The sequence below is a fragment of the Pseudomonas sp. IT-232MI5 genome (genome assembly GCF_949767845.1).
GTDB lineage: Bacteria > Pseudomonadota > Gammaproteobacteria > Pseudomonadales > Pseudomonadaceae > Aquipseudomonas.
The window spans coordinates 246,117-270,612 of sequence record NZ_CATKQE010000002.1 but is presented as its reverse complement, the minus strand read 5'-3'; the positions used below and the strand labels follow the sequence as shown (position 1 = coordinate 270,612).

Here is a 24,496-nt window from a genome sequence, read left to right as displayed (position 1 = left end):
TCTCATGTGGCAAAGCTATGTGAACGGCCTGCTGGTGGCGTTCGGGCTGATCATGGCGATCGGCACGCAGAACGCGTTTGTATTGGCGCAAAGCCTGCGACGTGAACATCATTTGCCGGTGGCGGCGCTGTGCGTGGTCTGCGATGCGCTGCTGGTCGCCGCTGGCGTATTCGGACTGGCGACGGTTCTGGCGCAGAACCCGACGCTGTTGGCGATCGCCCGCTGGGGTGGCGCGACGTTTCTGATCTGGTACGGCAGCCAGGCGTTGCGCCGGGCCTGTTCGAAACAGAGCCTGGAGCAGGGTGAGAACCAAACGGTGCGTTCGCTGCGGGCGGTGATGCTCAGCGCTTTGGCGGTCACGCTGCTCAACCCGCACGTTTATCTGGATACGGTGTTGTTGATTGGCTCGCTCGGCGCACAGCAATCAGTGCCAGGGGCTTATGTAGTGGGGGCTGCGAGCGCTTCGCTGCTGTGGTTTTTCACCTTGGCGCTGGGTGCGGCATGGCTGGCGCCGTGGCTGGCACGTCCGAGTACCTGGCGGATCCTTGATCTGGTAGTGGCGTTGATGATGTTCACGGTTGCCGGGCAACTAGTTCTCGCGAGCTGATTTATTCCAAACAGCTCTGGAACCTCTATCCCACACAGTTGTTGCGTGGTTATGCCGCAACCCCGGTGCTATGATCGAAACCCTGCGCCGCAAAGAGTAAAAACTCACCGGTGCATTTCTGGCCGCCCGTGATCGGCCTTGCGCTCACCGCAACAGACCTGATTAGGAGAATCATCATGGCTTTCGAATTGCCGCCGCTGCCTTACGCACACGATGCCCTGCAGCCGCACATTTCCAAGGAAACCCTGGAATACCACCACGACAAGCACCACAACACCTATGTCGTGAACCTGAACAACCTGGTGCCAGGCACCGAGTTCGAAGGCAAGACCCTGGAAGAAATCGTCAAGACTTCCTCGGGCGGTATCTTCAACAACGCCGCTCAGGTCTGGAACCACACTTTCTACTGGAACTGCCTGGCGCCAAACGCCGGCGGTCAACCAACCGGCGCGCTGGCTGAAGCCATCAACGCAGCCTTCGGTTCGTTCGACAAGTTCAAGGAAGAGTTCAGCAAAACCTCGATCGGCACCTTCGGTTCCGGCTGGGGCTGGCTGGTGAAAAAGGCTGACGGTTCCCTGGCCCTGGCCAGCACCATCGGCGCCGGCAACCCGCTGACCAGCGGCGACACCCCGCTGCTGACCTGCGACGTCTGGGAACACGCTTACTACATCGACTACCGCAACGTTCGTCCGAAGTATGTCGAAGCGTTCTGGAACCTGGTCAACTGGAAGTTCGTTGCTGAGCAGTTCGAAGGCAAAACCTTCGCCGCTTAAGCTGCGCGCCAGTCAAAAACCCGGCTTTTGCCGGGTTTTTTTATGCCCGGATAGACCCCGTACGATGATCGTTCCCACGCTCCGCGTGGGCATGCAGCCCGTGACGCTCCGCGTCACTGGACGCAGAGCGTCCCTAGAGGCATTCCCACGCTGAGCATGGGAACGATCAATAGCGTTTTTCTCACGCTGAAAGCGGTCTGCCGCTGCTTGCCGCCGTGCCACAGCGGACTACCATCAAAAAGAGGAAAAAATGCTGCGAACCGCTCAAGTTGAGGGCCGAAACTACCGACACAGTACAAATAGGGCTAATACTCCAAACAGCAGCATTTCGGCCAAGGCCACGGGCAAATCATCCCCGGTCTGATTGTCCCTTTGACTGCAAACACGGGATTGCCAATACTCATGGCAACTTGACGCTACCCGCACGGAACAAGGAATAACCCTTTGAAGCTGGAACTCAAGAACAGCTTGTCGGTGAAGTTGCTCCGGGTCGTGCTCCTGTCGGCATTGATCGTCGGCGTAGTCTTGAGCTGCGCGCAGATCGTTTTCGATGCCTATAAAACCCGTCAGGCCGTTGCCGGCGACGCCGAACGCATCCTCGACATGTTCCGCGACCCGTCGACCCAGGCCGTTTACAGCCTGGACCGGGAGATGGGCATGCAGGTGATCGAAGGCCTGTTCCAGGACGATGCCGTGCGTCAAGCCTCCATCGGCCATCCCAACGAAGCCATGCTCGCGCAGAAATCCCGCGACCTGCAGCAGTCCAACAGCCGCTGGCTGACCGACCTTATCCTCGGCCAGGAGCGCACTTTTACCACGCAGTTGGTGGGGCGTGGCCCGTACAGTGAGTATTACGGCGACCTGAGCATCACCCTCGATACCGCCACCTATGGCGAAGGCTTTATCGTCAGTTCGGTAATCATCTTCATCTCCGGCGTGTTGCGCGCACTGGCGATGGGTCTGGTGCTGTACCTGGTCTATCACTGGCTGCTGACCAAACCGCTGTCGCGGATCATCGAGCACCTCACCGAGATCAACCCGGATCGCCCCAGCGAGCACAAGATCCCGCAGCTCAAGGGCCACGAAAAAAACGAACTGGGCATCTGGATCAACACCGCCAATCAGTTGCTTGAGTCGATCGAACGCAACACCCATCTGCGCCACGAAGCGGAAAACAGTCTGCTGCGCATGGCCCAATACGACTTCCTCACCGGTCTGCCGAACCGTCAGCAACTGCAGCAGCAACTGGACAAGATTCTGGTCGACGCCGGCAAGCTGCAACGTCGGGTCGCAGTGTTGTGCGTGGGGCTGGACGATTTCAAAGGCATCAACGAGCAGTTCAGCTACCAGACCGGCGACCAATTGTTGCTGGCTCTGGCCGATCGCTTGCGTGCCCACAGCGGCCGCCTCGGCGCCCTCGCCCGCCTGGGTGGTGACCAGTTTGCGCTGGTACAGGCCGACATCGAACAACCTTACGAAGCAGCGGAACTGGCGCAAAGCATCCTTGATGATCTGGAAGCGGCGTTCGCCCTCGACCATCAGGAAATCCGCCTGCGCGCGACCATCGGCATCACCCTGTTCCCGGAGGATGGCGACAGCACCGAGAAGCTGTTGCAGAAAGCCGAGCAGACCATGACATTGGCCAAAACCCGCTCGCGCAACCGTTATCAGTTTTACATCGCCAGCGTCGACAGCGAGATGCGTCGTCGCCGCGAGCTGGAAAAAGACCTGCGCGATGCCCTTTTGCGCGATCAGTTCTATCTGGTTTATCAGCCGCAGATCAGCTATCGCGATCACCGCGTGGTCGGCGTCGAAGCACTGATTCGCTGGCAGCATCCGGAACACGGTCTGGTGCCGCCGGACCTTTTCATTCCGCTGGCCGAGCAGAACGGCACGATCATCGCCATCGGCGAATGGGTACTCGACCAGGCCTGCAAGCAATTGCGCGAATGGCACGATCAGGGTTTCGCCGACCTGCGCATGGCCGTGAACCTGTCCACCGTGCAGCTGCACCACGCCGAGCTGCCGCGAGTGGTGAACAACCTGTTGCAGATGTACCGCCTGCCGCCGCGCAGCCTGGAGCTGGAAGTCACCGAAACCGGCCTGATGGAAGACATCAGCACCGCCGCCCAACATTTGCTCAGCCTGCGTCGCTCCGGCGCGTTGATCGCCATCGATGACTTCGGCACCGGTTATTCATCGCTCAGTTATCTGAAAAGTCTGCCGCTGGACAAGATCAAGATCGACAAGAGCTTCGTGCAGGATCTGCTGGATGACGACGACGATGCAACCATCGTTCGCGCGATCATTCAACTGGGCAAAAGTCTGGGCATGCAGGTGATTGCCGAGGGCGTGGAAACGGCCGAGCAGGAAAGCTACATCATTTCCGAAGGCTGCCACGAAGGTCAGGGCTATCACTACAGTAAGCCATTGCCGGCCCGCGAGCTGGGTGCCTATCTCAAGCAAGCGCAACGCACTAACGCGGCCATTCTCTAGCAGATCAAAAGATCGCAGCCTTCGGCAGCTCCTACATTTGAAATGCGTTCCCCTGTAAGAGCTGCCGAAGGCTCGGGCCGCGATCGGACGATCTTTTGATCTGCGTAAATAAGAAATATTTCCAGCCACAACCCTTTACACATAATGCGAAAGATTTGCATTATGTCGCAGTTTTGCGCACCCCCAGCGCGAGTCCACTCAACTATCGAAGCAGGATGTTCGCCATGATTCGTATGCCTCTGGCTACCGCCAGTCTGCTGGCCATCGCTATTTCCCTCGCCGGTTGCGGCGAAGGTAAAGACAAGGCCGCCGCTCCGGCTGCACCGACGCCAGCCGCCAGCACCACCGCACCTGCGGCGGCGCCTGCCGCTGCCGGTAAAGTCGACGAAGCCGCCGCCAAGGCTGTGGTCGCGCACTACGCCGACATGGTCTTCGCCGTTTACAGCGATGCCGAATCCACCGCGAAAACCCTGCAGACCGCTGTCGATGCTTTCCTCGCCAAACCGAACGCCGACACCCTGAAAGCCGCCAAGGCTGCCTGGGTCGCCGCGCGCGTTCCGTACCTGCAGAGTGAAGTGTTCCGCTTCGGCAACACCATCATCGACGATTGGGAAGGTCAGGTTAACGCTTGGCCACTGGACGAGGGTCTGATCGACTACGTCGACAAATCCTACGAGCACGCACTGGGTAACCCGGGCGCTACCGCCAACATCATCGCCAACACCGAAGTTCAGGTCGGCGAAGACAAGGTCGACGTCAAAGACATCACCCCGGAAAAACTCGCCAGCCTCAACGAGCTGGGCGGTTCCGAGGCCAACGTTGCCACTGGCTACCACGCCATCGAATTCCTGCTCTGGGGCCAGGACCTGAACGGTACCGGCCCTGGCGCTGGCAACCGTCCGGCCTCCGACTACCTGGAAGGCGCCGGCGCTACTGGCGGTCACAACGATCGTCGTCGTGCCTACCTGAAGTCGGTGACTCAACTGCTGGTCAGCGATCTGGAAGAAATGGTCGGTAACTGGAAGCCGAACGTGGCTGACAACTACCGCGCCACCCTCGAAGCCGAGCCGGGCGAAACCGGTCTGCGCAAAATGCTCTTCGGCATGGGCAGCCTGTCCCTGGGCGAACTGGCGGGCGAGCGCATGAAGGTGTCCCTGGAAGCCAACTCCCCTGAAGACGAGCAGGATTGCTTCAGCGACAACACCCACAACTCGCACTTCTACGATGCCAAAGGCATTCGTAACGTGTATTTGGGCGAGTACACCCGTGTTGACGGCACCAAGATGACCGGCGCCAGCCTGTCGTCGCTGGTGGCCAAGGCCGACCCGGCTGCCGACACCGCACTGAAAGCCGATCTGGCCGCTACCGAAGCCAAGATCCAGGTCATGGTCGATCACGCCAACAAGGGTGAGCACTACGACCAGTTGATCGCTGCGGGTAACACCGCTGGCAACCAGATTGTTCGCGACGCCATCGCGTCCCTGGTCAAGCAGACCGGTTCGATCGAAGCCGCTGCCGGCAAGCTGGGCATCAGCGACCTGAACCCGGACAACGCTGATCACGAGTTCTGATCAACAGCGTCTGCGTCAAAAAAAGGCGACCTTCGGGTCGCCTTTTTCATGCCTGCTTTCTGTGGTGATGCTGATGGCCCCATCGCTGGCAAGCCAGCTCCCACAGGGATTGCTGGTGTACACAGATATTGCGAACGCCGCTGTACCTGTGGGAGCTGGCTGGCCAGCGATGGCCGCACCTCGGTCTCGAGTGAAACCCTGCGTCATATCAAGCAAACGATAATTCCTCTTATTCAAACTCCTTCGCCCTGTTAGACTTTGCGCCTTTGTTTTCGCCCGTCCGCAGGATGTCTGATGCCCTCGCTGCCTCTTCGCTTGTCCGCACTGTTGCTGGCCCTGGGCCTGAGTGCCTGCGATGACGCCCCGCGTTTCACCAAGGCCGAGCCCGGTGAAGCACGCTCGGGCGGTGCCGCGACCGTGCGCAAGACCGATCAGAATGCGTTCTCCCTGCCCTCGGCCAACCTGCCGCCGTCACGGCGAGTGGATTTCAGCGTCGGCAACAGTTTCTTCCGCAGCCCGTGGGTGATCGCCCCGTCGACCACCACCGCCCGCGATGGTCTCGGGCCGCTGTTCAATACCAATGCCTGTCAGGGCTGCCACATCAAGGACGGGCGCGGTCATCCGCCGCCACCGGATGCACCTAACGCGGTGTCCATGCTCGTGCGCCTGTCGATTCCCGATACACCGGAATTTGCCAAAGTCATTGAACAGGTCGGCGTGGTGCCGGAGCCGGTGTACGGCGGTCAGTTTCAGGACATGGCCGTGCCCGGCGTCGCTCCCGAGGGCAAAGTCCGCGTTACCTACACGCCAGTGCCTGTACGCTTCAAGGACGGCACCGAAGTCGAACTGCGTAAACCGGTGTTGCAGATTACCCAACTCGGCTACGGCCCGATGCACCCGGACACGCGTTTCTCGGCCCGCGTTGCCCCGCCGATGATTGGGCTGGGCCTGCTCGAAGCGATCCCCGAAGATGCGATTCTGGCCAATGCCGCCGCGCAAGCCAAAGACAACAATGGCATCAGCGGCCGCCCCAACCAGGTCTGGGATGACGCTTTGCAGAAGACCGTCATGGGCAGATTTGGCTGGAAAGCCGGGCAACCGACCCTCAATCAACAGAATGTTCACGCGTTTTCCGGTGACATGGGCCTCACGACCAGCCTGCGCCCCTTCGATGACTGCACCGACGCGCAAACGGCCTGCAAACAGGCACCGAACGGCAACGGCCCGGACGGCGAGCCGGAAGTCAGCGACAACATCCTGCGCCTGGTTTTGTTCTACAGCCGCAATCTCGCTGTGCCGGCACGCCGTGGCGTCAACGATGCAGAAGTGCTGGCCGGCAAGAACCTGTTTTTCCAGGCCGGCTGCGATTCCTGCCACACGCCGAAATACACCACCGCCGCCAACGCCGCCGAACCTGAACTGGCCAATCAAGTGATTCGCCCGTACAGCGATCTGCTGCTGCATGACATGGGCGACGGTCTGGCCGACAACCGCACGGAATTCCAGGCCTCCGGCCGCGACTGGCGCACGCCGCCGTTGTGGGGGATTGGCCTGACGCAAGCAGTCAGTGGCCACACGCAGTTTTTGCATGACGGTCGCGCACGCAATCTGCTCGAAGCGGTGCTATGGCATGGCGGCGAAGCGCAAGCGGCGCAGCAACAGGTTTTGTCTTTCAATGCCGAGCAGCGCGCTGCGTTGCTGGCGTTTTTGAACTCACTTTAAACACTGATAAAGAATCGGGAGCCCGACATGTTCCGTCCCAAGCTACTGTTCACCAGCCTTGCCGCGCTCGCCCTCGGCGCCTGCTCGCCGCAGGATCCGCAAGCGGTCACCTCGGCGGCCATCGCCAAATCGGTGATCCTGCCGACCTACACCCGTTGGGTCGAGGCCGACAAGCAACTGGCGGTCAGCGCCCTCGCCTACTGCCAGGGCAAAGAAACCCTGGAGACCGCCCGCGCCGACTTCCTCCATGCACAGAAGGCCTGGGCCGAGCTGCAACCGCTGCTGATCGGCCCGCTGGCCGAGGGCAACCGTTCGTGGCAGGTGCAGTTCTGGCCGGACAAGAAGAACCTCGTCGGCCGTCAGGTCGAGCAACTGGTCGTCGCGCAGCCGCAGATCGATGCCGCCGCACTCGCCAAATCGAGCGTGGTGGTACAAGGCCTGTCGGCTTACGAGTACATCCTGTTCGACGCCAAGCCTGACGTCGCCAACGCCGAGCAGAAAGCCAAGTACTGCCCACTGCTGATCGCCATCGGCGAGCGTCAGAAGCAGCTGGCCGAAGAGATTCTGCAGAACTGGAACAACACCGACGGCATGCTTGCGCAGATGACCAAGTTCCCGAACCAGCGCTACGCCGATTCCCACGAAGCGATCGCCGATCTGCTGCGCGTGCAAGTCACCGCGCTGGACACCCTGAAGAAAAAACTCGGCACGCCAATGGGCCGCCAGAGCAAGGGCGTACCACAGCCGTTCCAGGCCGATGCATGGCGCAGCCAGTCTTCGCTGACCGCACTGGAAGCCAGCCTCGCGGCGGCGAAAACCGTGTGGGAAGGCGTCGACAACAAAGGCCTGCGCGGTCTGTTGCCGGCTGAGCAAAAGCCACTGGCCGACAAGATCGATGCTGCTTACGCCGCTTCGCTGAAACTGTTCGACAGCACCCAGCGTTCGCTCGGCGAAATGCTTGAAGACGACGCCGGTCGTCAGCAACTGAACGACATCTACGACAGCCTCAACGTCGTCCATCGCCTGCACGAAGGCGAACTGGCCAAGGCGCTGGGCATCCAACTGGGCTTCAACGCCAACGACGGTGACTGATGAGGGCAAGTGCCATGCTGCGACGTCAGGTTCTGACTTTAGGTAGTGCACTGCTGGGAGCAGTGACGCTGGGCGGCTGGACGCTGTTCAAACGCAAGGATCAGAGCCCGCTGTTGCTGTCGGCGCGCGACGACACCGACGGCAAGCATTACGCCGTCGGCTATCGGCTGGATGGCACGCGCGTATTCGCCACCGAAGTCGGCCAGCGTTGCCACGACATCATCAACCACCCGACGCAGCCGATTGCACTGTTCGTCGCCCGTCGTCCGGGCACCGAGAGCTATCTGATCGACCTGCGCGACGGTAAATTGCTGCAGACGGTGACCTCGCAGCCGAACCGGCACTTCTACGGCCACGCTGTGGTGCACAAGGACGGCGAATACCTGTACGCCACCGAAAACGACACCACCGATCCCGGTCGCGGCTTGCTCGGCGTGTACAAGTTCGAAGGCGAGCGGCTGGTGCACACGGGAGAGATTTCCACCCACGGTCTCGGCCCGCATCAGGTGTCGTGGATGCCCGACGGCGAGACGCTGGTGGTGGCCAATGGCGGGATTCGTACCGAGGCGGAAAGCCGCGTCGACATGAACCTCAACGCCATGGAGCCGAGCCTGGTGCTGATGCAGCGCGATGGCACCCTGCTGAGCAAGGAAACCCTCGCCCAGCAGATGAACAGCGTGCGCCATCTGGGCATCGCCAGCGACGGCACCATCGTTGCCGGTCAGCAATTCATGGGCGCGTCGCATGAGCGTTCGGAACTGTTGGCGATCAAGCGTCCGGGGCAGCCGTTCGTGGCGTTCCCGGTGCCGGAGCATCAGTTGCAATCGATGGGGCATTACACCGCCAGCGTCGCAGTGCACAGTGATTTGCGTCTGGTTGCGTTGACGGCGCCGCGTGGCAACCGCTTCTTTATCTGGGATCTGGACAGCGGCGAAGTACGCCTTGATGCACCATTGCCCGATTGCGCCGGTGTCGGTGCGGTGAAGGACGGTTTTGTCGTGACCTCCGGGCAAGGGCGTTGCCGTTACTACGATTGCCGCCAGGATGAGCTGTTGGCCAAGCCGCTGGAATTGCCGGCGGGGCTCTGGGACAACCATCTTCATCTGATGGCCTGAAACAGCCTTAACAGATCGCAGCCTGCGGCAGCTCCTACATTTGGAATGCACTCCTCTGTAGGAGCCGCCGCAGGCTGCGATCTTTTTGCCCCCCCCTGTAAGAACTGCCAGTTGGAATCCCCCCTGTACTCGGAGTAATGTGCCCGCCTGTCTCACCTGATTTATCCAAGGAACTGGAAATATGCTGCGTCGCCGCATGCTGATCATGTTGGGTGTTGTTTTGCTGATCGTCCTGGTGCTGGGCGGGTATAAAGCCTTTTCGATCTACACGATGATCCAGGGCTTTTCCAAGCCGAAACCGCCGATCAGCGTCGCCGTGGCCAACGCCAGCGAGCAGCCGTGGCAGCTGCGCCTGCCGACCGTCGGCACGCTGAAGGCGCTGCAAGGTGTCGAGCTGAGTCTGGAAGTCGCCGGCACCGTCACCGAACTCAAGTTTGAATCCGGACAGAAGGTCAAGGCCGGACAGCCGTTGCTGCAACTCGACAGCGCCGTTGAAACCGCCCTGCTGGAAACCGCCAAGGCTGATCTCGGTCTGGCGCAACTGGACTTCGGCCGTGGCGCGCAACTGGTCGACAGTCGCGCCATCTCCAAAGGCGAGTACGACCGCCTCTCTGCCGTTCTGCAAAAGAACAAGGCCACGGTCAATCAGCTCAACGCCTCGCTGGCAAAAAAACGCATCCTCGCGCCGTTCAGCGGCACCATCGGCATCCGTCAGGTCGACGTCGGCGACTACCTCGCCAGCGGCACCAAAATTGCGACGTTGCAGGATTTGAGCAGCCTCTACGCCGACTTCTATCTGCCCGAGCAATCGGTGCCGAAACTGGCCATCGGTCAACCGGTGCAGATCTCGGTCTCTGCTTACCCGGGGCAAAACTTCGCCGGCAAGATCAGCGCGATCAACCCGATCGTCGAAAGCACTACGCGCAACATTCTGATCCGCGCCACTCTGGCCAACCCCGACGGCAAACTGCTGCCGGGGATGTTTACCAGCCTCGAAGTGCTGCTGCCCGATCCGCAAAAACATATCGTGGTGCCGGAAAGTGCGATCACTTACACCCTCTACGGCAACTCGATCTACGTGGTCGGGCAGAAGAAAGCCGAGGACGGTAGTGTCGAAAAGGATGACAAGGGTCAACCGGTGCTGATCGCCGAACGCCGCTTCATCGAAACTGGTGAGCGCCGCGATGGCCTGGTGATGATCAACAAGGGCGTGCAGAGTGGCGAACAAGTGGTGACGGCTGGCCAGATCAAACTGGACAACGGTGCCCACATCGCCATCAGCGACGACAAGACCCTCGGCGAGCAGAACAGTCCGCCCCGCGCCGACTGATCAAGGAATTCCCATGGCTTTTACCGATCCGTTCATCCGCCGCCCGGTGCTCGCCACTGTGGTCAGCCTGTTGATTGTGTTGCTCGGCTTTCAGGCCTGGAGCAAGCTGCCGCTGCGCCAATACCCGCAAATGGAAAACGCCCTGATCACGGTGACCACCGCTTACCCCGGGGCCAACGCCGAAACCATTCAGGGCTACATCACGCAGCCAATGCAGCAAAGTCTGGCCAGCGCCGAGGGCATCGATTACATGACCTCGGTCAGTCGGCAGAACTTCTCGGTAATCTCGATCTACGCGCGCATCGGCTCCAACACCGACCGTTTGTTCACCGAACTGCTGGCCAAGGCCAACGAGGTGAAAAACAAGTTGCCGCAGGACGCCGAAGACCCGGTGCTGAGCAAGGAATCCGCCGACGCTTCGGCGCTGATGTACATCAGCTTCTTCAGCAAGGACTTGAGCAACCCGCAGATCACCGACTACCTGTCACGGGTGATCCAGCCAAAACTGGCAACCCTGCCGGGTATGGCCGAAGCGGAAATTCTCGGCAATCAGGTGTTCGCCATGCGCCTGTGGCTCGACCCGGTAAAACTCGCCGGTTTCGGCCTCAGCGCCAGCGATGTGACCAACGCCGTGCGCCAGTACAACTTCCTCTCCGCTGCCGGCGAAGTGAAAGGCGAATACGTGGTCACCAGCATCAACGCCAATACCGAGCTGAAATCGGCCGAGGCTTTTGCGGCGATTCCGCTCAAGGTCAGTGGCGACAGCCGCGTGCTGCTCAGCGATGTCGCGCGGGTGGAAATGGGCGCGGAAAACTACGACTCGATCAGCTCGTTCGGCGGCACGCCGTCGGTGTACATCGGCATCAAAGCCACACCGGGCGCCAACCCGCTGGACGTGATCAAGGAAGTGCGCAAGCTGATGCCGGAGCTGGAAGCGCAACTGCCGCCAAACCTGAAAAGCGAGATCGCTTACGACGCCACGCTGTTCATTCAGGCCTCGATCGATGAAGTAGTGAAAACCCTGTTCGAAGCGGTGCTGATCGTCATCGTTGTGGTGTTCCTGTTCCTCGGCGCATTGCGTTCGGTAGTGATCCCGGTGGTGACCATTCCGCTGTCGATGATCGGCGTGATGTTCTTCATGCAGATGATGGGCTACTCGATGAACCTGCTGACGCTGCTGGCGATGGTGCTGGCCATCGGTCTGGTGGTCGACGATGCGATTGTCGTGGTGGAGAACATCCACCGGCACATCGAGGAAGGCAAGACGCCGTTTGATGCGGCGCTGGAAGGCGCGCGGGAAATTGCCATGCCGGTGGTGTCGATGACCATCACCCTGGCGGCGGTGTATGCGCCGATCGGTTTTCTCACCGGGCTGACCGGGGCGCTGTTCAAGGAGTTTGCGCTGACCTTGGCCGGTGCGGTGGTGATTTCCGGGATCGTCGCCCTGACTCTGTCACCGATGATGTGCGCTTTTTTGCTGCGCCACGAGGAAAACCCCAGTGGTCTGGCGCATCGCCTCGACCGTATCTTCGACGGCCTCAAGCGCCGCTATCAGAGCATGTTGCACGGCACGCTGAACACGCGCCCTGTGGTGTTGGTATTCGCGGTGATCGTGTTGTGCCTGATCCCGGTGTTCCTCAAGTTCACCAAATCGGAACTGGCCCCGGACGAAGATCAGGGCATCATTTTCATGATGGCCACTGCGCCACAGCCGACCAACCTTGATTACCTGAGCACCTACACTGACGAATTCATCAAAATCTTCAAGGAATTCCCCGAGTACTACTCCTCGTTCCAGATCAACGGCTACAACGGTGTGCAGGCCGGCATCGGCGGTTTCCTGCTTAAGCCGTGGAACGAGCGCAGCCGCACGCAAATGCAGATCCTCCCGGAGGTGCAGGGCAAACTCGAAGGCATCCCGGGCTTGCAGATCTTCGGTTTCAACCTGCCCTCCCTGCCCGGCACCGGCGAAGGCTTGCCGTTCGAGTTTGTAGTCAACACCGCCAACGACTACGAACTACTGTTGCAAGTCGCCGACCGGATCAAGAAACGCGCCATGGAATCGGGCAAGTTCGCCTTCGTCGACGTCGATCTGGCGTTCGACAAACCTGAAGTGGTTGTCGATATCGACCGCGCCAAAGCGGCGCAGATGGGCGTGTCGATGCAGGACCTCGGTGGCACCCTCGCCACCCTGTTGGGCGAGGCAGAAATCAACCGTTTCACCATTGATGGGCGCAGCTACAAGGTGATTGCTCAGGTTGAACGGCCGTACCGCGATAACCCGGACTGGCTGAACAACTACTACGTGAAAAACACCCAGGGCGAGTTGCTGCCACTGTCGACGCTGATCAAGGTCAGCGACCGCGCCCGACCGCGCCAGCTCAACCAGTTCCAGCAGCTCAACGCGGCGAAGATTTCCGGTTTCCCGCTGGTGAGCATGGGCGAAGCCATCGACACGGTCTTGCAGATCGCTCGCGAAGAAGCGCCGGCCGGGTTCGCTTTCGACTATGGCGGCGCGTCACGTCAGTTCGTCCAGGAAGGCAGCGCGTTGTGGGTAACGTTTGCCTTGGCCCTGGCGATTATCTTTCTGGTGCTGGCGGCGCAATTCGAAAGCTTCCGCGATCCGCTGGTGATTCTCGTGACGGTGCCGTTGTCGATCTGCGGGGCGTTGATTCCGCTGTTCCTCGGCTGGTCGAGCATGAACATCTATACCCAGGTCGGGCTGGTGACGCTGATCGGGCTGATCAGCAAGCATGGCATCCTGATCGTCGAGTTCGCCAACCAGTTGCGCAAGGACAAGGGCCTGACGGCGCGCGAAGCCGTTGAGGAAGCGGCGGCGATTCGCTTGCGGCCGGTGTTGATGACCACGGCGGCGATGGTGTTTGGCATGGTGCCGCTGATTCTGGCCACGGGCGCCGGTGCGGTGAGCCGTTTTGATATCGGCATGGTGATTGCCACGGGAATGTCGATTGGTACGTTGTTTACGCTGTTTGTCCTGCCGTGCGTTTACACCTTGCTGGCGAAACCTGATCCCAAACCAACCGCATAACCCCCTGTAGGAGTGAGCCTGCTCGCGATAGCGGTGTGCCATTCAAATCATTATTAACTGACAGGCCGCTATCGCGAGCAGGCTCACTCCTACACGGGATCTGTGTCGTCTCGGGCATAAAAAAAGGCCTCGCAACTGCGAGGCCTTTTATGTGGGCTTCAATCGGTTCAACTTTGCGGCCTCATCCCTTGAGAAAGTCCGAACATGAACAACAACAGATCATGATCGGGTTTGGTCGCCACGGAGGCTTTTGCCACCCGTGGGACTGCGCAGTGGGCGTCGTCTACGGACGCGCCAACCACCTGCATGCGGGGCTGCTCCCAGGCAGCCACCGCCAATGACGCAACTGCCAAGGCTCCAACCAAAAACAAACCTCGTGCAATTTCTAGTTTCATCGCTATAAACCTTTGATAGCGCTGCCAAACGCCGTCTCATAAAAGTAGACGAGTTTTTTCCAGTCCGCGTCGCGGAACGACGAATGGCGGCGCAATTGCTTCATGTCATGGGAGGCGGCGCGATAGGCGGTCAGACGCTGGCGGCACTTCTCCAGATCGATCAAGGCGACCTCAACCTTGGCCGACTCGTCTTCGCCCGTCACACGCACAAACACGTGTTTGATGTAGATGCAGCTGTGCTGCCAACGGCCCTTGTGCATACGCGCCAGATTCTCGGCGAGGTCCTTGAGCACACGCTCGTAAACCACATCGCCACACTGATCGCGACCGCCGGCAGCCGCCAGCCAGTGTTCCAGTTCCTGGAAACCGTCCAGGGACTTGGTGACCAAAAGTGCACGCCATTTGTGTTGCGGATCAGGCTGGGCACCGCAAAAGACGATCTGGGGCACGCGCACACCGAGCTTGCTCACGCCAGTCAGCGCGTCAAGTTCACGCAGAACAGTAGGACGGCCGAAAGGGTGCAGCCAGCTGCGGTAGATATGACCGGTCTGGCGCTTGGCATACAGCAGTTGACCATCGCGCCCCACGACCCTTTGCACGCCACTTTCCCCGCCACGTCGAACATTGGGCTCTTCCACCCACTCGCCGCGCTGGTTCCAGTAAAAGTCAAAGCGATCTTGCGGAGCGACATCCGTTTCTGCTGCAAATTGCACTGCCATCCTGTTACCTCTTGCGTAATACGTAAACCCGCCACATGGCGTAGAGCGGAATAAAGTCCAGTTGTTCCTGAATCCGAAAACCTGCCTCCTCGAATTCCTTTTCCACCGTAGCGGCCGGTAACACAAAGCGATTCTGATACTCGCGTTTGTCACGGTTGCGCTCGGCTCGCTGGCGTTTCCAGGCTTTGAAGTTGCCATCAACCCACAGCGAAACGATCACACTGTCGCGGGTGACGCGCTCGAATTCGCGCAGAATCGCCCGGCGATGCTCGGCTTCACCGATGTGGTGGAGCAGACGCATGCAGAAAATGCTGTCGACGGCGTTGTCAGGCAAGGCAATGTCGAAGGCAGATGTGTGCAAGGGTTGTACCCGTTTCACCACATCGGCCGGTTGCGACTGCATGGCCGTCTTGATCATCGACTCGGAATTGTCCGCACCGATAATCACCCGGTTGGCCTTTTCGCCCAACAAGGGCCAGAAACGCCCGGCACCGCAAGGCAGATCCAGCACCAGCCCTGGCTCGCCAACCAGCGCCAGCGCCTTGCGGGCCATCTGTTCGTCACGCCAATGGGAGAGACGCCGTCCAAGACTTTCTTTGTGCTTGCGCAGATATTTCTGCGCGTGTTGATCGTCGTACTTCTCGGAAAAATCGAGTTTGATCGGACCGGACATCACCTGGACTCCTGAATTGCTGATGTCACCACCTTAAGGAGCGGCGTGTCAGCGTCAGGTCATCCATTTGTGAAAAAAATGTCCGGTAAACAGACAAATTATTACAGCGTTATACAGGATTTAGACAGGAAGGAGGGAGTAACATTGAGCCACTCCGTGCGTCAGATTTTGCCCAGATCTACCTCGAAGCGGCAGCCATTGGGCTCCATCGTGCTCAAGCTGACGGTCCAGCCCTGGTTCTCGCAGATCCGCTGCACCAGCGACAATCCCAGCCCCAGGCCCTCGCCACGCTTTTCGCTGCCACGTACGAAAGGCTCGAACATGGCTTCGCGCTTTTCTTCCGGAATGCCGACACCGGAGTCTTCCACCGCGAAGCCGTTGGCAGTGAGTGTCAGGCGAATGAAGCCGCTTTCGGTGTAATGCAGCGCGTTGCGCAACAGGTTGCCCATCACGGCATTCAACAGGGTCGCGTTGTAGCGAATGTCTGATGGACTGCCAGGTTCGAAGATCAGTTTCAGGCCCTTGCTCTCGATCGGCCCACGCCACAGACACAACAGGCCTTCGGCCACTTGCGAGAGGTTTTGCTGAAGTGCCATGCCGGCATCTTCATGCTGGGCGCGCGCCAGCATCAGGAAGGTTTGCACCAATTCGCGCATTTCTTCACTGGCGCGGGCAATTCGCTCGACCTGTGAACGACCACGCTGGTCGATCCCCGGGTTTTCCAGCAGCAGTTCGCAGGAACTGGCCAATACCATAAGCGGCGTGCGCAATTCATGGCTGACGTCGCTGGTGAACAAACGTTCGCGTGTCAGCGCCTGACGCAAACGCCCCAATGTGGCATCGAAGGCCACCGCCAGCTCGCCGACTTCGTCTGCCGCGTAATCCGGCGCCAACGGCGGCGCCAACCCGAGTAACTGGTCACGGTGACGCACCTGCCGGGCCAGTCGGACCACCGGCGCCATCACCTTGCGCGCCAGCACCCAGCCGAGGAACACCGCCAGTGCCAGACTGAGCACAAAACCCACCAGGACCACGGCAAACAGCACGCGCTCGCGCTCTTCAAAATCGCTTTGATCTTGCAGCAAGACGTAACGGCGACCGTCGACGATCTCGACCATCGCGTGATACGACAGCTGCTCGCGGAAGACTTCATGGAAACCCGAATCGAGGTGGCGCAGGTCCTTGGGCAGCTCGAAATCGCCCGGTCCGCCACTGAAATAGAACAACTGGTCGGGTTCCGGGCGATGGCTCCAGTCCGAAACATTGTCCATCAGCAGCAGACGCTGCAAGTCGCCGCCCAGCCCCGCCGAAATCAGTTTTTCTTCCACCAGGTGCACGGTCGCGACAATGCCCATTGCGAAGGCGCCGGCCACCAGTGCACTCATCAAGGCAAAAGCAATGATGATCCGCTGGGAAAGACTTTGCCTGAACTCCATTACACGTCGGCCAGCCGGTAACCCACGCCGTGCACAGTGTGCAGCAGTGGTTTGGCAAAAGGTTTATCGATCACCTGACGCAGTTGGTGAACGTGACTGCGCAGGCTGTCGCTGTCCGGGCAATCATCGCCCCACAGCGCTTCTTCGAGAATTTCCCGACGCAGGACGTGCGGGCTCTTCTGCATCAACACCGCGAGCAATTTGAGGCCGACCGGGTTGAGCTTCAGCAGTTTGCCGTCGCGGGTCACTTCCAGCGTGTCGAGGTCGTAGCTCAGATCGGCGACCTGCAGCGCACGGCGACCACCACCTTGCGCACGGCGCATCACCGCTTCGACCCGCGCAGCCAGCTCGGACAAGGCAAATGGCTTGATCAGGTAATCGTCGGCCCCGGCCTTGAAACCCTGCAAGCGGTCGTCGAGTTGATCGCGGGCGGTGAGCATGATCACCGGTGTGTCCCGACGGGCGTCCTCACGCAGGCGTTTGCACAGAGTGTAACCATCGATGCCGGGCAACATGATGTCGAGCACGATCAGGTCGTAATGCTCGGTGGCGGCCAGATGCAGGCCCGACAGACCGTCCTGGGCGCAATCGACGGTATAGCCCTTGAGGCCCAGATAATCGGCCAGATTGGCCAGGATGTCGCGGTTGTCTTCGACCAATAGAATTCGCATGGGCACCTCCTCCGTACGGGGTAACGGCCGTCTTGGCCCGCGCAGCTTACGGCCAAGTGTGGCTCACGGCTAGGCGTGCGTTGGGTTGTTGCGCGAGAAAAACGTTCATTGTTCCAGCCAACGTTTTTTTCACTTTCGATTAACAAATCAGCGACGCATAGACGCGCAGACTCCGCGCGGTTGCGCTCCTCAGATCCTACTTACGCCCAAGGAATTGCCCATGGTGTCGACTTCTGCCCGCCCCGTTCCCAGACCGCTGAACTTCTGGCTTTGCCTGGGAATACCCACCGTCGCGGCAATCATTCTGGTGTTGCTCGAACTGACCGATCTGGACATGGATCTGGCCAGACTGTTCTACGACCCGGTCGCAGGCGACTTTATCGGGCGACACAGTTTTTTCCTTGAAGACATCCTCCATGATCGTGCCAAACAGGTGGTCATTGCGTTCTCGGTGTTGGCCATCCTCGGCTTTATCGGCTCGTTTTTTCTCGCCAGGCTGAAACCGTTCAAGCGTGAACTGGGTTGCCTGGTACTTTCGCTGGGGCTTGCCACTTCGTTCGTCACCCCGGTGAAAGCCGTAACGGCGGTGCAATGCCCATGGAGCCTGGAGCAATTCGGTGGCCATGAGACCTACAGCAAACTGATGGAGCATCGTCCACAGACCGATAAACCCGGGCGTTGCTGGCCCGGTGGTCATGCGGCGACGGGGTTTACTTTGTTTGCGCTGTTCTTTGTCCTGCGTGATCGGCGTCCGCGTCTGGCCAGACAGGCGTTTATCTTTGCCTTCGCATTGGGGTCGGTGTTTTCCATCAGCCGGATGATGCAGGGCGCGCACTTCTTTTCGCACAACGTGTGGACGGCGATTTTCTGCTGGCTGATTTGCCTGGGGTCGTATTACTGGGTGCTGTATCGCCCGGCGGTGAAAGCCGAGGCCGTGGTCGAGGCGCAACCGGTCAGCGCCTGATCTGACGCCATCGCTGGCAAGCCAGCTCCCACAGGGTTGGTGCCGAGCACACATTTTGTGAACGCTCGAATCACTGTGGGAGCTGGCTTGCCAGCGATGAACGATTACTCGGACTTGCGCCAACACTAAATCAAAGGCAATAAAAAACCCCGCTGACTCGCGTCAGCGGGGTTTTGCGTTACGGGGTAAGGCTGGCTTACATCATGCCGCCCATGCCACCCATGCCGCCCATGTCTGGCATACCGCCGCCAGCAGCGCCGTCTTTCTTCGGCGCGTCAGCTACTGCCGCTTCGGTGGTCAGGATCAGACCGCCGATCGACGATGCAGCTTGCAGAGCGGAACGAGTCACCTTGGTTGGGTCCAGGATGCCCATTTCGATCATGTCGCCGTATTCGCCAGTTGCAGCGTTGTAACCGAAGTTACCTTTGCCGTTCTTGACTTCGTTGACCACAACGCTTGGCTCGTCGCCGCTGTTGGCAGCGATCTGACGCAGCGGAGCTTCAACAGCGCGGCGCAGAACAGCGATACCGACGTCCTGATCAGCGTTGTCGCCTTTCAGGTCAACCAGGGTTTGCAGAGCACGGATCAGCGCAACGCCACCGCCAGGTACCACGCCTTCTTCAACGGCTGCACGAGTTGCGTGCAGGGCGTCTTCAACGCGGGCCTTCTTCTCTTTCATTTCTACTTCGGAACCAGCGCCAACCTTGATCACTGCAACGCCGCCGGACAGCTTGGCCAGACGCTCTTGCAGTTTTTCACGGTCGTAGTCCGAGGAAGTTTCAGCAGCCTGGGCACGGATCTGAGTGATACGCGCCTGGATGTCAGCTTCTACGCCAGCACCGTCAACGATGATGGTGTTTTCCTTGGAGATGGTCACACGCTTGGCGCTACCGAGGTTTTCCAGAGTAGCGGCTTCCAGGCTCAGGCCGATCTCTTCGGAGATAACGGTACCGCCGGTCAGAACAGCGATGTCCTGCAGCATGGCCTTGCGACGGTCGCCGAAGCCTGGCGCCTTGACGGCTGCGACTTTAACGATGCCACGCATGTTGTTCACAACCAGAGTCGCCAGGGCTTCGCCTTCAACGTCTTCGGAAACGATCAGCAGTGGACGGCCGGCTTTGGCAACGGCTTCCAGCACTGGCAGCATTTCGCGGATGTTCGAGATCTTTTTGTCGACCAGCAGGATCAGCGGGCTGTCCAGCTCGGCAACCATGGTCTCTGGCTTGTTGACGAAGTACGGGGACAGGTAGCCACGGTCGAACTGCATGCCTTCTACAACCGACAGTTCGTTTTCCAGGCCAGTGCCTTCTTCAACGGTGATCACGCCTTCTTTGCCGACTTTTTCCATGGCTTCGGCAATGATGTCGCCGATGGAGCTGTCGGAGTTGGCGGAGATGGTGCCGACCTGAGCGATGGCCTTGGTGTCAGCGCATGGCTTGGACAGGTTCTTCAGCTCTTTGACGATCGCGATGGTCGCTTTGTCGATACCACGCTTCAGGTCCATCGGGTTCATGCCGGCAGCGACGGCTTTCAGGCCTTCGTTGACGATCGACTGAGCCAGAACGGTAGCGGTAGTAGTACCGTCACCAGCGTCATCGTTGGCACGGGAGGCAACGTCTTTGACCAGCTGCGCGCCCATGTTTTCGAAGCGATCTTCGAGTTCGATTTCTTTGGCGACGGAAACGCCGTCCTTGGTGATGGTCGGAGCGCCGAAGCTCTTCTCGATGATCACGTTACGGCCTTTCGGGCCCAGGGTCGCTTTTACTGCGTCAGCCAGAACGTTGACGCCCTTGAGCATTTTTTTACGGGCGGAATCGCCAAACAGAACTTCTTTAGCAGCCATGATCGATATTCCTTAAATACTTTGTAGTAGCGGGAAAATGAACGGGGGTATCAGCCTTCGATAACAGCGAGGATTTCGTTCTCGCTCATTACCAACAGGTCTTCGCCGTCGACTTTCACAGTGTTGCTGCCGGAGTAAGGACCGAACACAACCTTGTCGCCTTCCTTCACGGACAGTGCGCGCACTTCGCCGTTTTCCAGAGCTTTGCCCGGGCCTACAGCGAGAATCACACCGTGGTTGGCTTTTTCAGCAGCCGAACCTGGCAGGACGATACCGCCAGCGGTTTTCTTTTCTTCTTCGCTGCGACGGATTACGACGCGGTCATGCAGAGGACGAAGCTTCATTGTCGATCTCTCCTAATTGTGGTTTTCATCGGCCGGTGTAGTCCCGGCGGGTTTAACAAATCCGGCCTTCGCCGGTTGCGCCTCGTCGAGCGAGACGCGGAAGACTGACTGGCGCAAATGCCAGAAACCTTTCGGTGACCGATACATAAGGGCGCATAAGCTTATTACAAGGGCGCGGCTAAAAATTTTTCACCGATATGTTGCACAAAAGCAGCCCATAAACGAACACGGCACCCGAAGGTGCCGTGTCAATGCAGATGTTACTTGGAGTCGCGATGTTCGAACTCGCCTTCGATCACATCACCCTCGCGGCCCAGAGGCTGACGCGGTGCAGGACCGCCACGGGGTTGCAGGTCGTCGGCGAACGCACGCTGACGCATGGCCTGTTCTTCGGCGCGCTGGCGCATTTTGTTCGCCAGCAGTCGACGGCTGAACGGCAGCAGCATGACCAGACCGACCACGTCGCTGATGAAGCCTGGCAGGATCAACAGGCCACCGGCCAGAGCCAGCATCAGCCCTTCGAGCATGGTTTGTGCGGGCAGTTCGCCGCGGTTCAGGCTTTCACGGGCACGCAATGCAGTGGCCAGACCGGCGACGCGCAGCACAAACACACCGAACATCGAGCCGAGAATGATCAGCAGCAGGGCCGGGAAAAACCCGATAGCCCCTGCCACTTTGACGAATACGAACAGCTCCAGCACTGGAAACAGCAGAAAGAGCAACAGAAAAGGGCGCATCAAAGTTTCCTCAACGCAAGAAATGCCTTGCAGTAAGCCTTAGATGACGTCGCCCTTTCGTGAATTCAAGCGTCGGCCACAGCATTTTTTGGCCAGACCTCGGCATGAGCCAATGAAACCAGGGCTTCGCGCACTTGTGTCGGCGTATTACAAGGTGCTGGGAACGGCAGCCAGTACAGCGCCTGACCGATGCGCAGGTGCATGCCTTCTGTGTCGATCCCGGCCAGTTGCGCCGGCGCAGTTTTCGGCAGACCGGCGAGGTCGACGTAGTGCGCGATGGCTTTGCCGTGGTCGCTGTTCATGTGCTCGACCATGCTGATCTCGGCCTTGCCGGCGAACGGATTGGCCAGGGTCAGTTGATCGACCCAGTGAATCGCACCAAAACCACCGATGTAGCGATGACGCACCGGGGTCAGGCCCCAGAAGTCGAAATCGTGGGCCTTGTGGTAGTTCTGCGAATCGGGGAAATAACGGTAGTAACGCTCGGCGGCGGCTTCGATCGCGGCAACGTCTTCGAGCTTTTGCGCCTCGGCCATATAGGTCAGGCGACCAACGGCTTGCACATCATCGGCCTCGCGCTCGCCGACGAGCATTGAGCATTTCGGGTCTTTCTGCAGGTTGTGGGTGTGCTGGGCGATACGGCTGATCAGGATCAGCGGCCGGCCCTGCTCGTCCAGGCAGTAAGGCACCACGGAGCCAAAGGGAAAACCGGGCATCGATTTGGAGTGGGTCGACAGCACTCCTCGGTATTCCTTGAGAAGCAATTCTCGGGCATTCTTGGCCACTTCAACGCTCAATTTATGACTCCTTAAATAGTATCCGTCGAAAAAACGGACGGGCGCCCGGGATTAAGTCCCCGTCACGCCAGCGGGCAATTCTCATGTGCAACCCTGCCACGGCCGGTGCAGATCGGGAGTCGCTGAAAACAACAACTACTCAGACCTGCTATCGGGGCATGCGAATGCAACTCAACGACAAAGTAATCATTATCACCGGCGGTTGCCAGGGTTTGGGCCGCTCGATGGCCGAGTATTTCGCCGGCAAAGGCGCGAAGCTGGCCTTGGTCGACCTCAATCAGGAAAAACTCGACGACGCGGTCGCGGCCTGCAAGGCCAAGGGCGTCGAGGCGCGCAGCTATCTGTGCAACGTGGCCAATGAAGAGCAGGTCGAGCACATGGTCACTCAGGTCGCCGCTGATTTCGGCGCGATCCACGGCCTGATCAACAACGCCGGGATCCTCCGTGATGGCCTGCTGCTCAAGGTCAAGGACGGCGAAATGACCAAGATGAGCCTGGCCCAGTGGCAGGCCGTCATCGACGTCAACCTGACCGGCGTGTTCCTCTGCACCCGTGAAGTGGCGGCGAAAATGGTCGAGCTGAAGAACACTGGCGCGATCATCAACATCTCGTCGATTTCTCGAGCAGGCAACGTTGGCCAGACCAACTATTCGGCAGCCAAGGCCGGTGTTGCTGCAGCGACAGTGACCTGGGCCAAAGAGCTGGCGCGCTATGGCATTCGTGTGGCGGGTATCGCGCCGGGCTTCATCGAGACCGAGATGACCCTGGGCATGAAACCGGAAGCGCTGGAGAAGATGACCTCGGGGATCCCGCTCAAGCGCATGGGCAAGCCGGAAGAGATTGCACACTCGGCGGCGTATATCTTCGAGAACGACTATTACACCGGGCGGATTCTGGAGATGGATGGCGGCTTGCGTATCTAACTGCCAGCACAAAACAAATGTAGGAGTGAGCCTGCTCGCGATTGCGGTCATTCATTCAACAAATCTGTTGAATGTTATTCCGCTATCGCGAGCAGGCTCACTCCTACAGGGTTATCGGTGTTGCTGATGTATCAATCGTCGCTGATGGTGATGTTCGGCATCGCCGGTGTCGCCGCTTCCTGCAACACAATCCGCGCACCAACGTGGCGGGCCAGTTCCTGATAGACCATGGCAATCTGGCTGTCCGGCTCGGCGATCACCGTTGGCTTGCCGCCGTCGGCCTGTTCACGGATCAGCATCGACAGAGGCAGCGAAGCCAGCAGTTCAACGCCGTACTGGGTCGCCAGTTTTTCACCACCGCCCTCACCGAACAGATGCTCGGCATGCCCGCAGTTCGAGCAAATGTGCACGGCCATGTTTTCCACCACGCCCAGCACCGGAATGTTGACCTTGCGGAACATTTCCACGCCTTTGCGCGCGTCGAGCAAGGCCAGATCCTGTGGTGTGGTAACGATCACCGCGCCGGCCACCGGGACTTTTTGCGCCAAAGTCAGTTGAATGTCGCCGGTGCCTGGCGGCATGTCGATGACCAGATAATCCAGATCGCCCCACGCGGTTTGCGTAACCAGTTGCAGCAGCGCGCCGGAGACCATCGGCCCGCGCCAGACCATCGGCGTGTTGTCGTCGGTCAGAAACGCCATCGACATGACTTCGACACCGTGAGCCTTGAGCGGCACGAACCACTTCTGATCCTTGACCTCCGGGCGGGTGCGCTCGGGGATGCCGAACATGATGCCTTGGCTCGGGCCGTAGATATCGGCGTCGAGAATCCCGACCTTGGCGCCTTCGCGGGCCAGGGCCAGTGCGAGGTTGGCGGCGGTGGTCGACTTGCCCACACCGCCCTTGCCGGAGGCCACGGCGACCACGTTCTTGACGTTGGCCAGCCCCGGAATCTGCGCCTGCGCCTTGTGCGCAGCGATAACTGTATTGATTTCTACTTTCGCGGCCGCGACACCGTCGAGGTTCTCGATGGCCAATTGCAGCATTTGCGCCCATCCGCTTTTGAACAGGCCAGCGGCATAACCGATTTCCAGCTGCACGTTGACGCGATCACCGACGATCTCGATGTGCTTCACGCAACCGGCGCTGACCGGGTCCTGGTTCAGGTAAGGGTCGGTGTATTGGCTGAGGACGGCTTCCACCGCTGCGCGAGTGATGGCGCTCATGGGCAACTCCGAT

At 59.5% G+C, this 24,496-nt stretch carries 21 protein-coding genes; 11 read left to right on the top strand and 10 right to left on the bottom strand.

Translation table 11 applies throughout. The features are described from left to right. The first annotated feature begins 4 nt into the window (after positions 1–4). The 9 genes from ACM6JQ_RS02570 to ACM6JQ_RS02530 all read left to right on the top strand — a co-directional run bounded on the left by ACM6JQ_RS02570 (position 5) and on the right by ACM6JQ_RS02530 (position 13,755). Entirely contained in the window at positions 5–607 is a 603-nt protein-coding gene (locus ACM6JQ_RS02570; RefSeq protein ID WP_007918932.1) for a LysE/ArgO family amino acid transporter, read from the top strand. Positions 608–783: 176 nt separating this feature from the next. Next, positions 784–1,380, top strand: coding sequence for a superoxide dismutase (locus ACM6JQ_RS02565; RefSeq protein WP_414893172.1), 597 nt, complete (start codon positions 784–786; stop codon positions 1,378–1,380). Positions 1,381–1,824: 444 nt separating this feature from the next. Continuing rightward, on the top strand, positions 1,825–3,876 hold the full coding sequence (locus ACM6JQ_RS02560; RefSeq protein WP_007918934.1) for a putative bifunctional diguanylate cyclase/phosphodiesterase: 2,052 nt from the start codon (positions 1,825–1,827) through the stop codon (positions 3,874–3,876). Positions 3,877–4,100: 224 nt separating this feature from the next. Then, entirely contained in the window at positions 4,101–5,447 is a 1,347-nt protein-coding gene (locus tag ACM6JQ_RS02555) for an imelysin family protein (RefSeq protein WP_007918935.1), read from the top strand. Between the two features lie 294 nt (positions 5,448–5,741). After that, the gene (locus ACM6JQ_RS02550) at positions 5,742–7,169 is read left to right on the top strand and encodes a di-heme oxidoredictase family protein (RefSeq protein WP_414893171.1); all 1,428 of its coding nucleotides are present in this window, start codon (positions 5,742–5,744) and stop codon (positions 7,167–7,169) included. 27 nt (positions 7,170–7,196) lie between these two features. Continuing rightward, positions 7,197–8,261, top strand: coding sequence for an imelysin family protein (locus tag ACM6JQ_RS02545; protein ID WP_007916589.1), 1,065 nt, complete (start codon positions 7,197–7,199; stop codon positions 8,259–8,261). A 14-nt stretch (positions 8,262–8,275) separates the two neighbouring features. Continuing rightward, the gene (locus ACM6JQ_RS02540; RefSeq protein ID WP_095048271.1) at positions 8,276–9,376 is read left to right on the top strand and encodes a DUF1513 domain-containing protein; all 1,101 of its coding nucleotides are present in this window, start codon (positions 8,276–8,278) and stop codon (positions 9,374–9,376) included. Between the two features lie 181 nt (positions 9,377–9,557). Then, on the top strand, positions 9,558–10,706 hold the full coding sequence (locus ACM6JQ_RS02535) for an efflux RND transporter periplasmic adaptor subunit (protein ID WP_007916593.1): 1,149 nt from the start codon (positions 9,558–9,560) through the stop codon (positions 10,704–10,706). Positions 10,707–10,719: 13 nt separating this feature from the next. Beyond that, positions 10,720–13,755 carry a multidrug efflux RND transporter permease subunit gene (locus ACM6JQ_RS02530; protein WP_414893170.1) on the top strand — a complete coding sequence of 1,012 codons (3,036 nt, stop codon included), beginning with the start codon at positions 10,720–10,722 and terminating at the stop codon, positions 13,753–13,755. A 167-nt stretch (positions 13,756–13,922) separates the two neighbouring features. Here ACM6JQ_RS02530 and ACM6JQ_RS02525 read toward each other — a convergent pair whose 3' ends face one another. The 5 genes from ACM6JQ_RS02525 to colR all read right to left on the bottom strand — a co-directional run bounded on the left by ACM6JQ_RS02525 (position 13,923) and on the right by colR (position 17,649). Next, on the bottom strand, positions 13,923–14,150 hold the full coding sequence (locus ACM6JQ_RS02525; RefSeq protein ID WP_034153490.1) for a hypothetical protein: 228 nt from the start codon (positions 14,148–14,150) through the stop codon (positions 13,923–13,925). A gap of 2 nt (positions 14,151–14,152) precedes the next feature. Beyond that, a complete protein-coding gene (locus ACM6JQ_RS02520) occupies positions 14,153–14,869 on the bottom strand; it encodes a lipopolysaccharide kinase InaA family protein (RefSeq protein ID WP_414893169.1) in 717 nt (238 codons plus the stop codon). Positions 14,870–14,873: 4 nt separating this feature from the next. Continuing rightward, the gene (locus tag ACM6JQ_RS02515; RefSeq protein WP_007916600.1) at positions 14,874–15,542 is read right to left on the bottom strand and encodes a class I SAM-dependent methyltransferase; all 669 of its coding nucleotides are present in this window, start codon (positions 15,540–15,542) and stop codon (positions 14,874–14,876) included. Positions 15,543–15,703: 161 nt separating this feature from the next. Beyond that, a complete protein-coding gene (locus tag ACM6JQ_RS02510) occupies positions 15,704–16,978 on the bottom strand; it encodes a sensor histidine kinase (RefSeq protein WP_007916602.1) in 1,275 nt (424 codons plus the stop codon). Next, the gene (colR, locus tag ACM6JQ_RS02505) at positions 16,978–17,649 is read right to left on the bottom strand and encodes a two-component system response regulator ColR (RefSeq protein ID WP_007916604.1); all 672 of its coding nucleotides are present in this window, start codon (positions 17,647–17,649) and stop codon (positions 16,978–16,980) included. The genes ACM6JQ_RS02510 and colR overlap by 1 nt, the downstream gene beginning before the upstream one ends. 220 nt (positions 17,650–17,869) lie before the next feature. On the opposite strand from colR, the gene ACM6JQ_RS02500 reads away from it, so the two are divergent. Beyond that, positions 17,870–18,613 (top strand): phosphatase PAP2 family protein, encoded by a 744-nt coding sequence (locus tag ACM6JQ_RS02500; protein ID WP_414893168.1) that lies wholly within the window; start codon positions 17,870–17,872, stop codon positions 18,611–18,613. A gap of 196 nt (positions 18,614–18,809) precedes the next feature. Here ACM6JQ_RS02500 and groL read toward each other — a convergent pair whose 3' ends face one another. The 4 genes from groL to ACM6JQ_RS02480 form a co-directional block, all read right to left on the bottom strand. After that, a complete protein-coding gene (groL, locus tag ACM6JQ_RS02495) occupies positions 18,810–20,456 on the bottom strand; it encodes a chaperonin GroEL (RefSeq protein ID WP_007916609.1) in 1,647 nt (548 codons plus the stop codon). Between the two features lie 50 nt (positions 20,457–20,506). After that, the gene (locus ACM6JQ_RS02490; protein ID WP_007916610.1) at positions 20,507–20,800 is read right to left on the bottom strand and encodes a co-chaperone GroES; all 294 of its coding nucleotides are present in this window, start codon (positions 20,798–20,800) and stop codon (positions 20,507–20,509) included. Between the two features lie 260 nt (positions 20,801–21,060). Then, the gene (locus ACM6JQ_RS02485; RefSeq protein ID WP_414893167.1) at positions 21,061–21,537 is read right to left on the bottom strand and encodes an FxsA family protein; all 477 of its coding nucleotides are present in this window, start codon (positions 21,535–21,537) and stop codon (positions 21,061–21,063) included. 65 nt (positions 21,538–21,602) lie between these two features. Continuing rightward, a complete protein-coding gene (locus ACM6JQ_RS02480) occupies positions 21,603–22,334 on the bottom strand; it encodes a HugZ family protein (RefSeq protein ID WP_414893166.1) in 732 nt (243 codons plus the stop codon). Between the two features lie 164 nt (positions 22,335–22,498). Here ACM6JQ_RS02480 and ACM6JQ_RS02475 point away from each other — a divergent pair, with 164 nt between their 5' ends. After that, entirely contained in the window at positions 22,499–23,257 is a 759-nt protein-coding gene (locus ACM6JQ_RS02475; RefSeq protein WP_095112325.1) for an SDR family oxidoreductase, read from the top strand. A gap of 131 nt (positions 23,258–23,388) precedes the next feature. On the opposite strand, the gene apbC is transcribed toward ACM6JQ_RS02475, so the two are convergent. Further along, positions 23,389–24,483 carry an iron-sulfur cluster carrier protein ApbC gene (apbC, locus tag ACM6JQ_RS02470; protein ID WP_007916614.1) on the bottom strand — a complete coding sequence of 365 codons (1,095 nt, stop codon included), beginning with the start codon at positions 24,481–24,483 and terminating at the stop codon, positions 23,389–23,391. Positions 24,484–24,496 lie beyond the last annotated feature (13 nt).

What these genes read in the sequence shown, in the direction of transcription:
- ACM6JQ_RS02570 (WP_007918932.1), top strand. Translation starts at nt 5, where the DNA reads ATGTGGCAAAGCTATGTGAACGGCCTGCTGGTGGCGTTCGGGCTGATC.
- ACM6JQ_RS02565 (WP_414893172.1), top strand. Translation starts at nt 784, where the DNA reads ATGGCTTTCGAATTGCCGCCGCTGCCTTACGCACACGATGCCCTGCAG.
- ACM6JQ_RS02555 (WP_007918935.1), top strand. Translation starts at nt 4,101, where the DNA reads ATGATTCGTATGCCTCTGGCTACCGCCAGTCTGCTGGCCATCGCTATT.
- ACM6JQ_RS02550 (WP_414893171.1), top strand. Translation starts at nt 5,742, where the DNA reads ATGCCCTCGCTGCCTCTTCGCTTGTCCGCACTGTTGCTGGCCCTGGGC.
- ACM6JQ_RS02545 (WP_007916589.1), top strand. Translation starts at nt 7,197, where the DNA reads ATGTTCCGTCCCAAGCTACTGTTCACCAGCCTTGCCGCGCTCGCCCTC.
- ACM6JQ_RS02540 (WP_095048271.1), top strand. Translation starts at nt 8,276, where the DNA reads ATGCTGCGACGTCAGGTTCTGACTTTAGGTAGTGCACTGCTGGGAGCA.
- ACM6JQ_RS02535 (WP_007916593.1), top strand. Translation starts at nt 9,558, where the DNA reads ATGCTGCGTCGCCGCATGCTGATCATGTTGGGTGTTGTTTTGCTGATC.
- ACM6JQ_RS02530 (WP_414893170.1), top strand. Translation starts at nt 10,720, where the DNA reads ATGGCTTTTACCGATCCGTTCATCCGCCGCCCGGTGCTCGCCACTGTG.
- ACM6JQ_RS02525 (WP_034153490.1), bottom strand. Translation starts at nt 14,150, where the DNA reads ATGAAACTAGAAATTGCACGAGGTTTGTTTTTGGTTGGAGCCTTGGCA.
- ACM6JQ_RS02520 (WP_414893169.1), bottom strand. Translation starts at nt 14,869, where the DNA reads ATGGCAGTGCAATTTGCAGCAGAAACGGATGTCGCTCCGCAAGATCGC.
- ACM6JQ_RS02515 (WP_007916600.1), bottom strand. Translation starts at nt 15,542, where the DNA reads ATGTCCGGTCCGATCAAACTCGATTTTTCCGAGAAGTACGACGATCAA.
- ACM6JQ_RS02510 (WP_007916602.1), bottom strand. Translation starts at nt 16,978, where the DNA reads ATGGAGTTCAGGCAAAGTCTTTCCCAGCGGATCATCATTGCTTTTGCC.
- colR (WP_007916604.1), bottom strand. Translation starts at nt 17,649, where the DNA reads ATGCGAATTCTATTGGTCGAAGACAACCGCGACATCCTGGCCAATCTG.
- ACM6JQ_RS02500 (WP_414893168.1), top strand. Translation starts at nt 17,870, where the DNA reads ATGGTGTCGACTTCTGCCCGCCCCGTTCCCAGACCGCTGAACTTCTGG.
- groL (WP_007916609.1), bottom strand. Translation starts at nt 20,456, where the DNA reads ATGGCTGCTAAAGAAGTTCTGTTTGGCGATTCCGCCCGTAAAAAAATG.
- ACM6JQ_RS02490 (WP_007916610.1), bottom strand. Translation starts at nt 20,800, where the DNA reads ATGAAGCTTCGTCCTCTGCATGACCGCGTCGTAATCCGTCGCAGCGAA.
- ACM6JQ_RS02485 (WP_414893167.1), bottom strand. Translation starts at nt 21,537, where the DNA reads ATGCGCCCTTTTCTGTTGCTCTTTCTGCTGTTTCCAGTGCTGGAGCTG.
- ACM6JQ_RS02475 (WP_095112325.1), top strand. Translation starts at nt 22,499, where the DNA reads ATGCAACTCAACGACAAAGTAATCATTATCACCGGCGGTTGCCAGGGT.
- apbC (WP_007916614.1), bottom strand. Translation starts at nt 24,483, where the DNA reads ATGAGCGCCATCACTCGCGCAGCGGTGGAAGCCGTCCTCAGCCAATAC.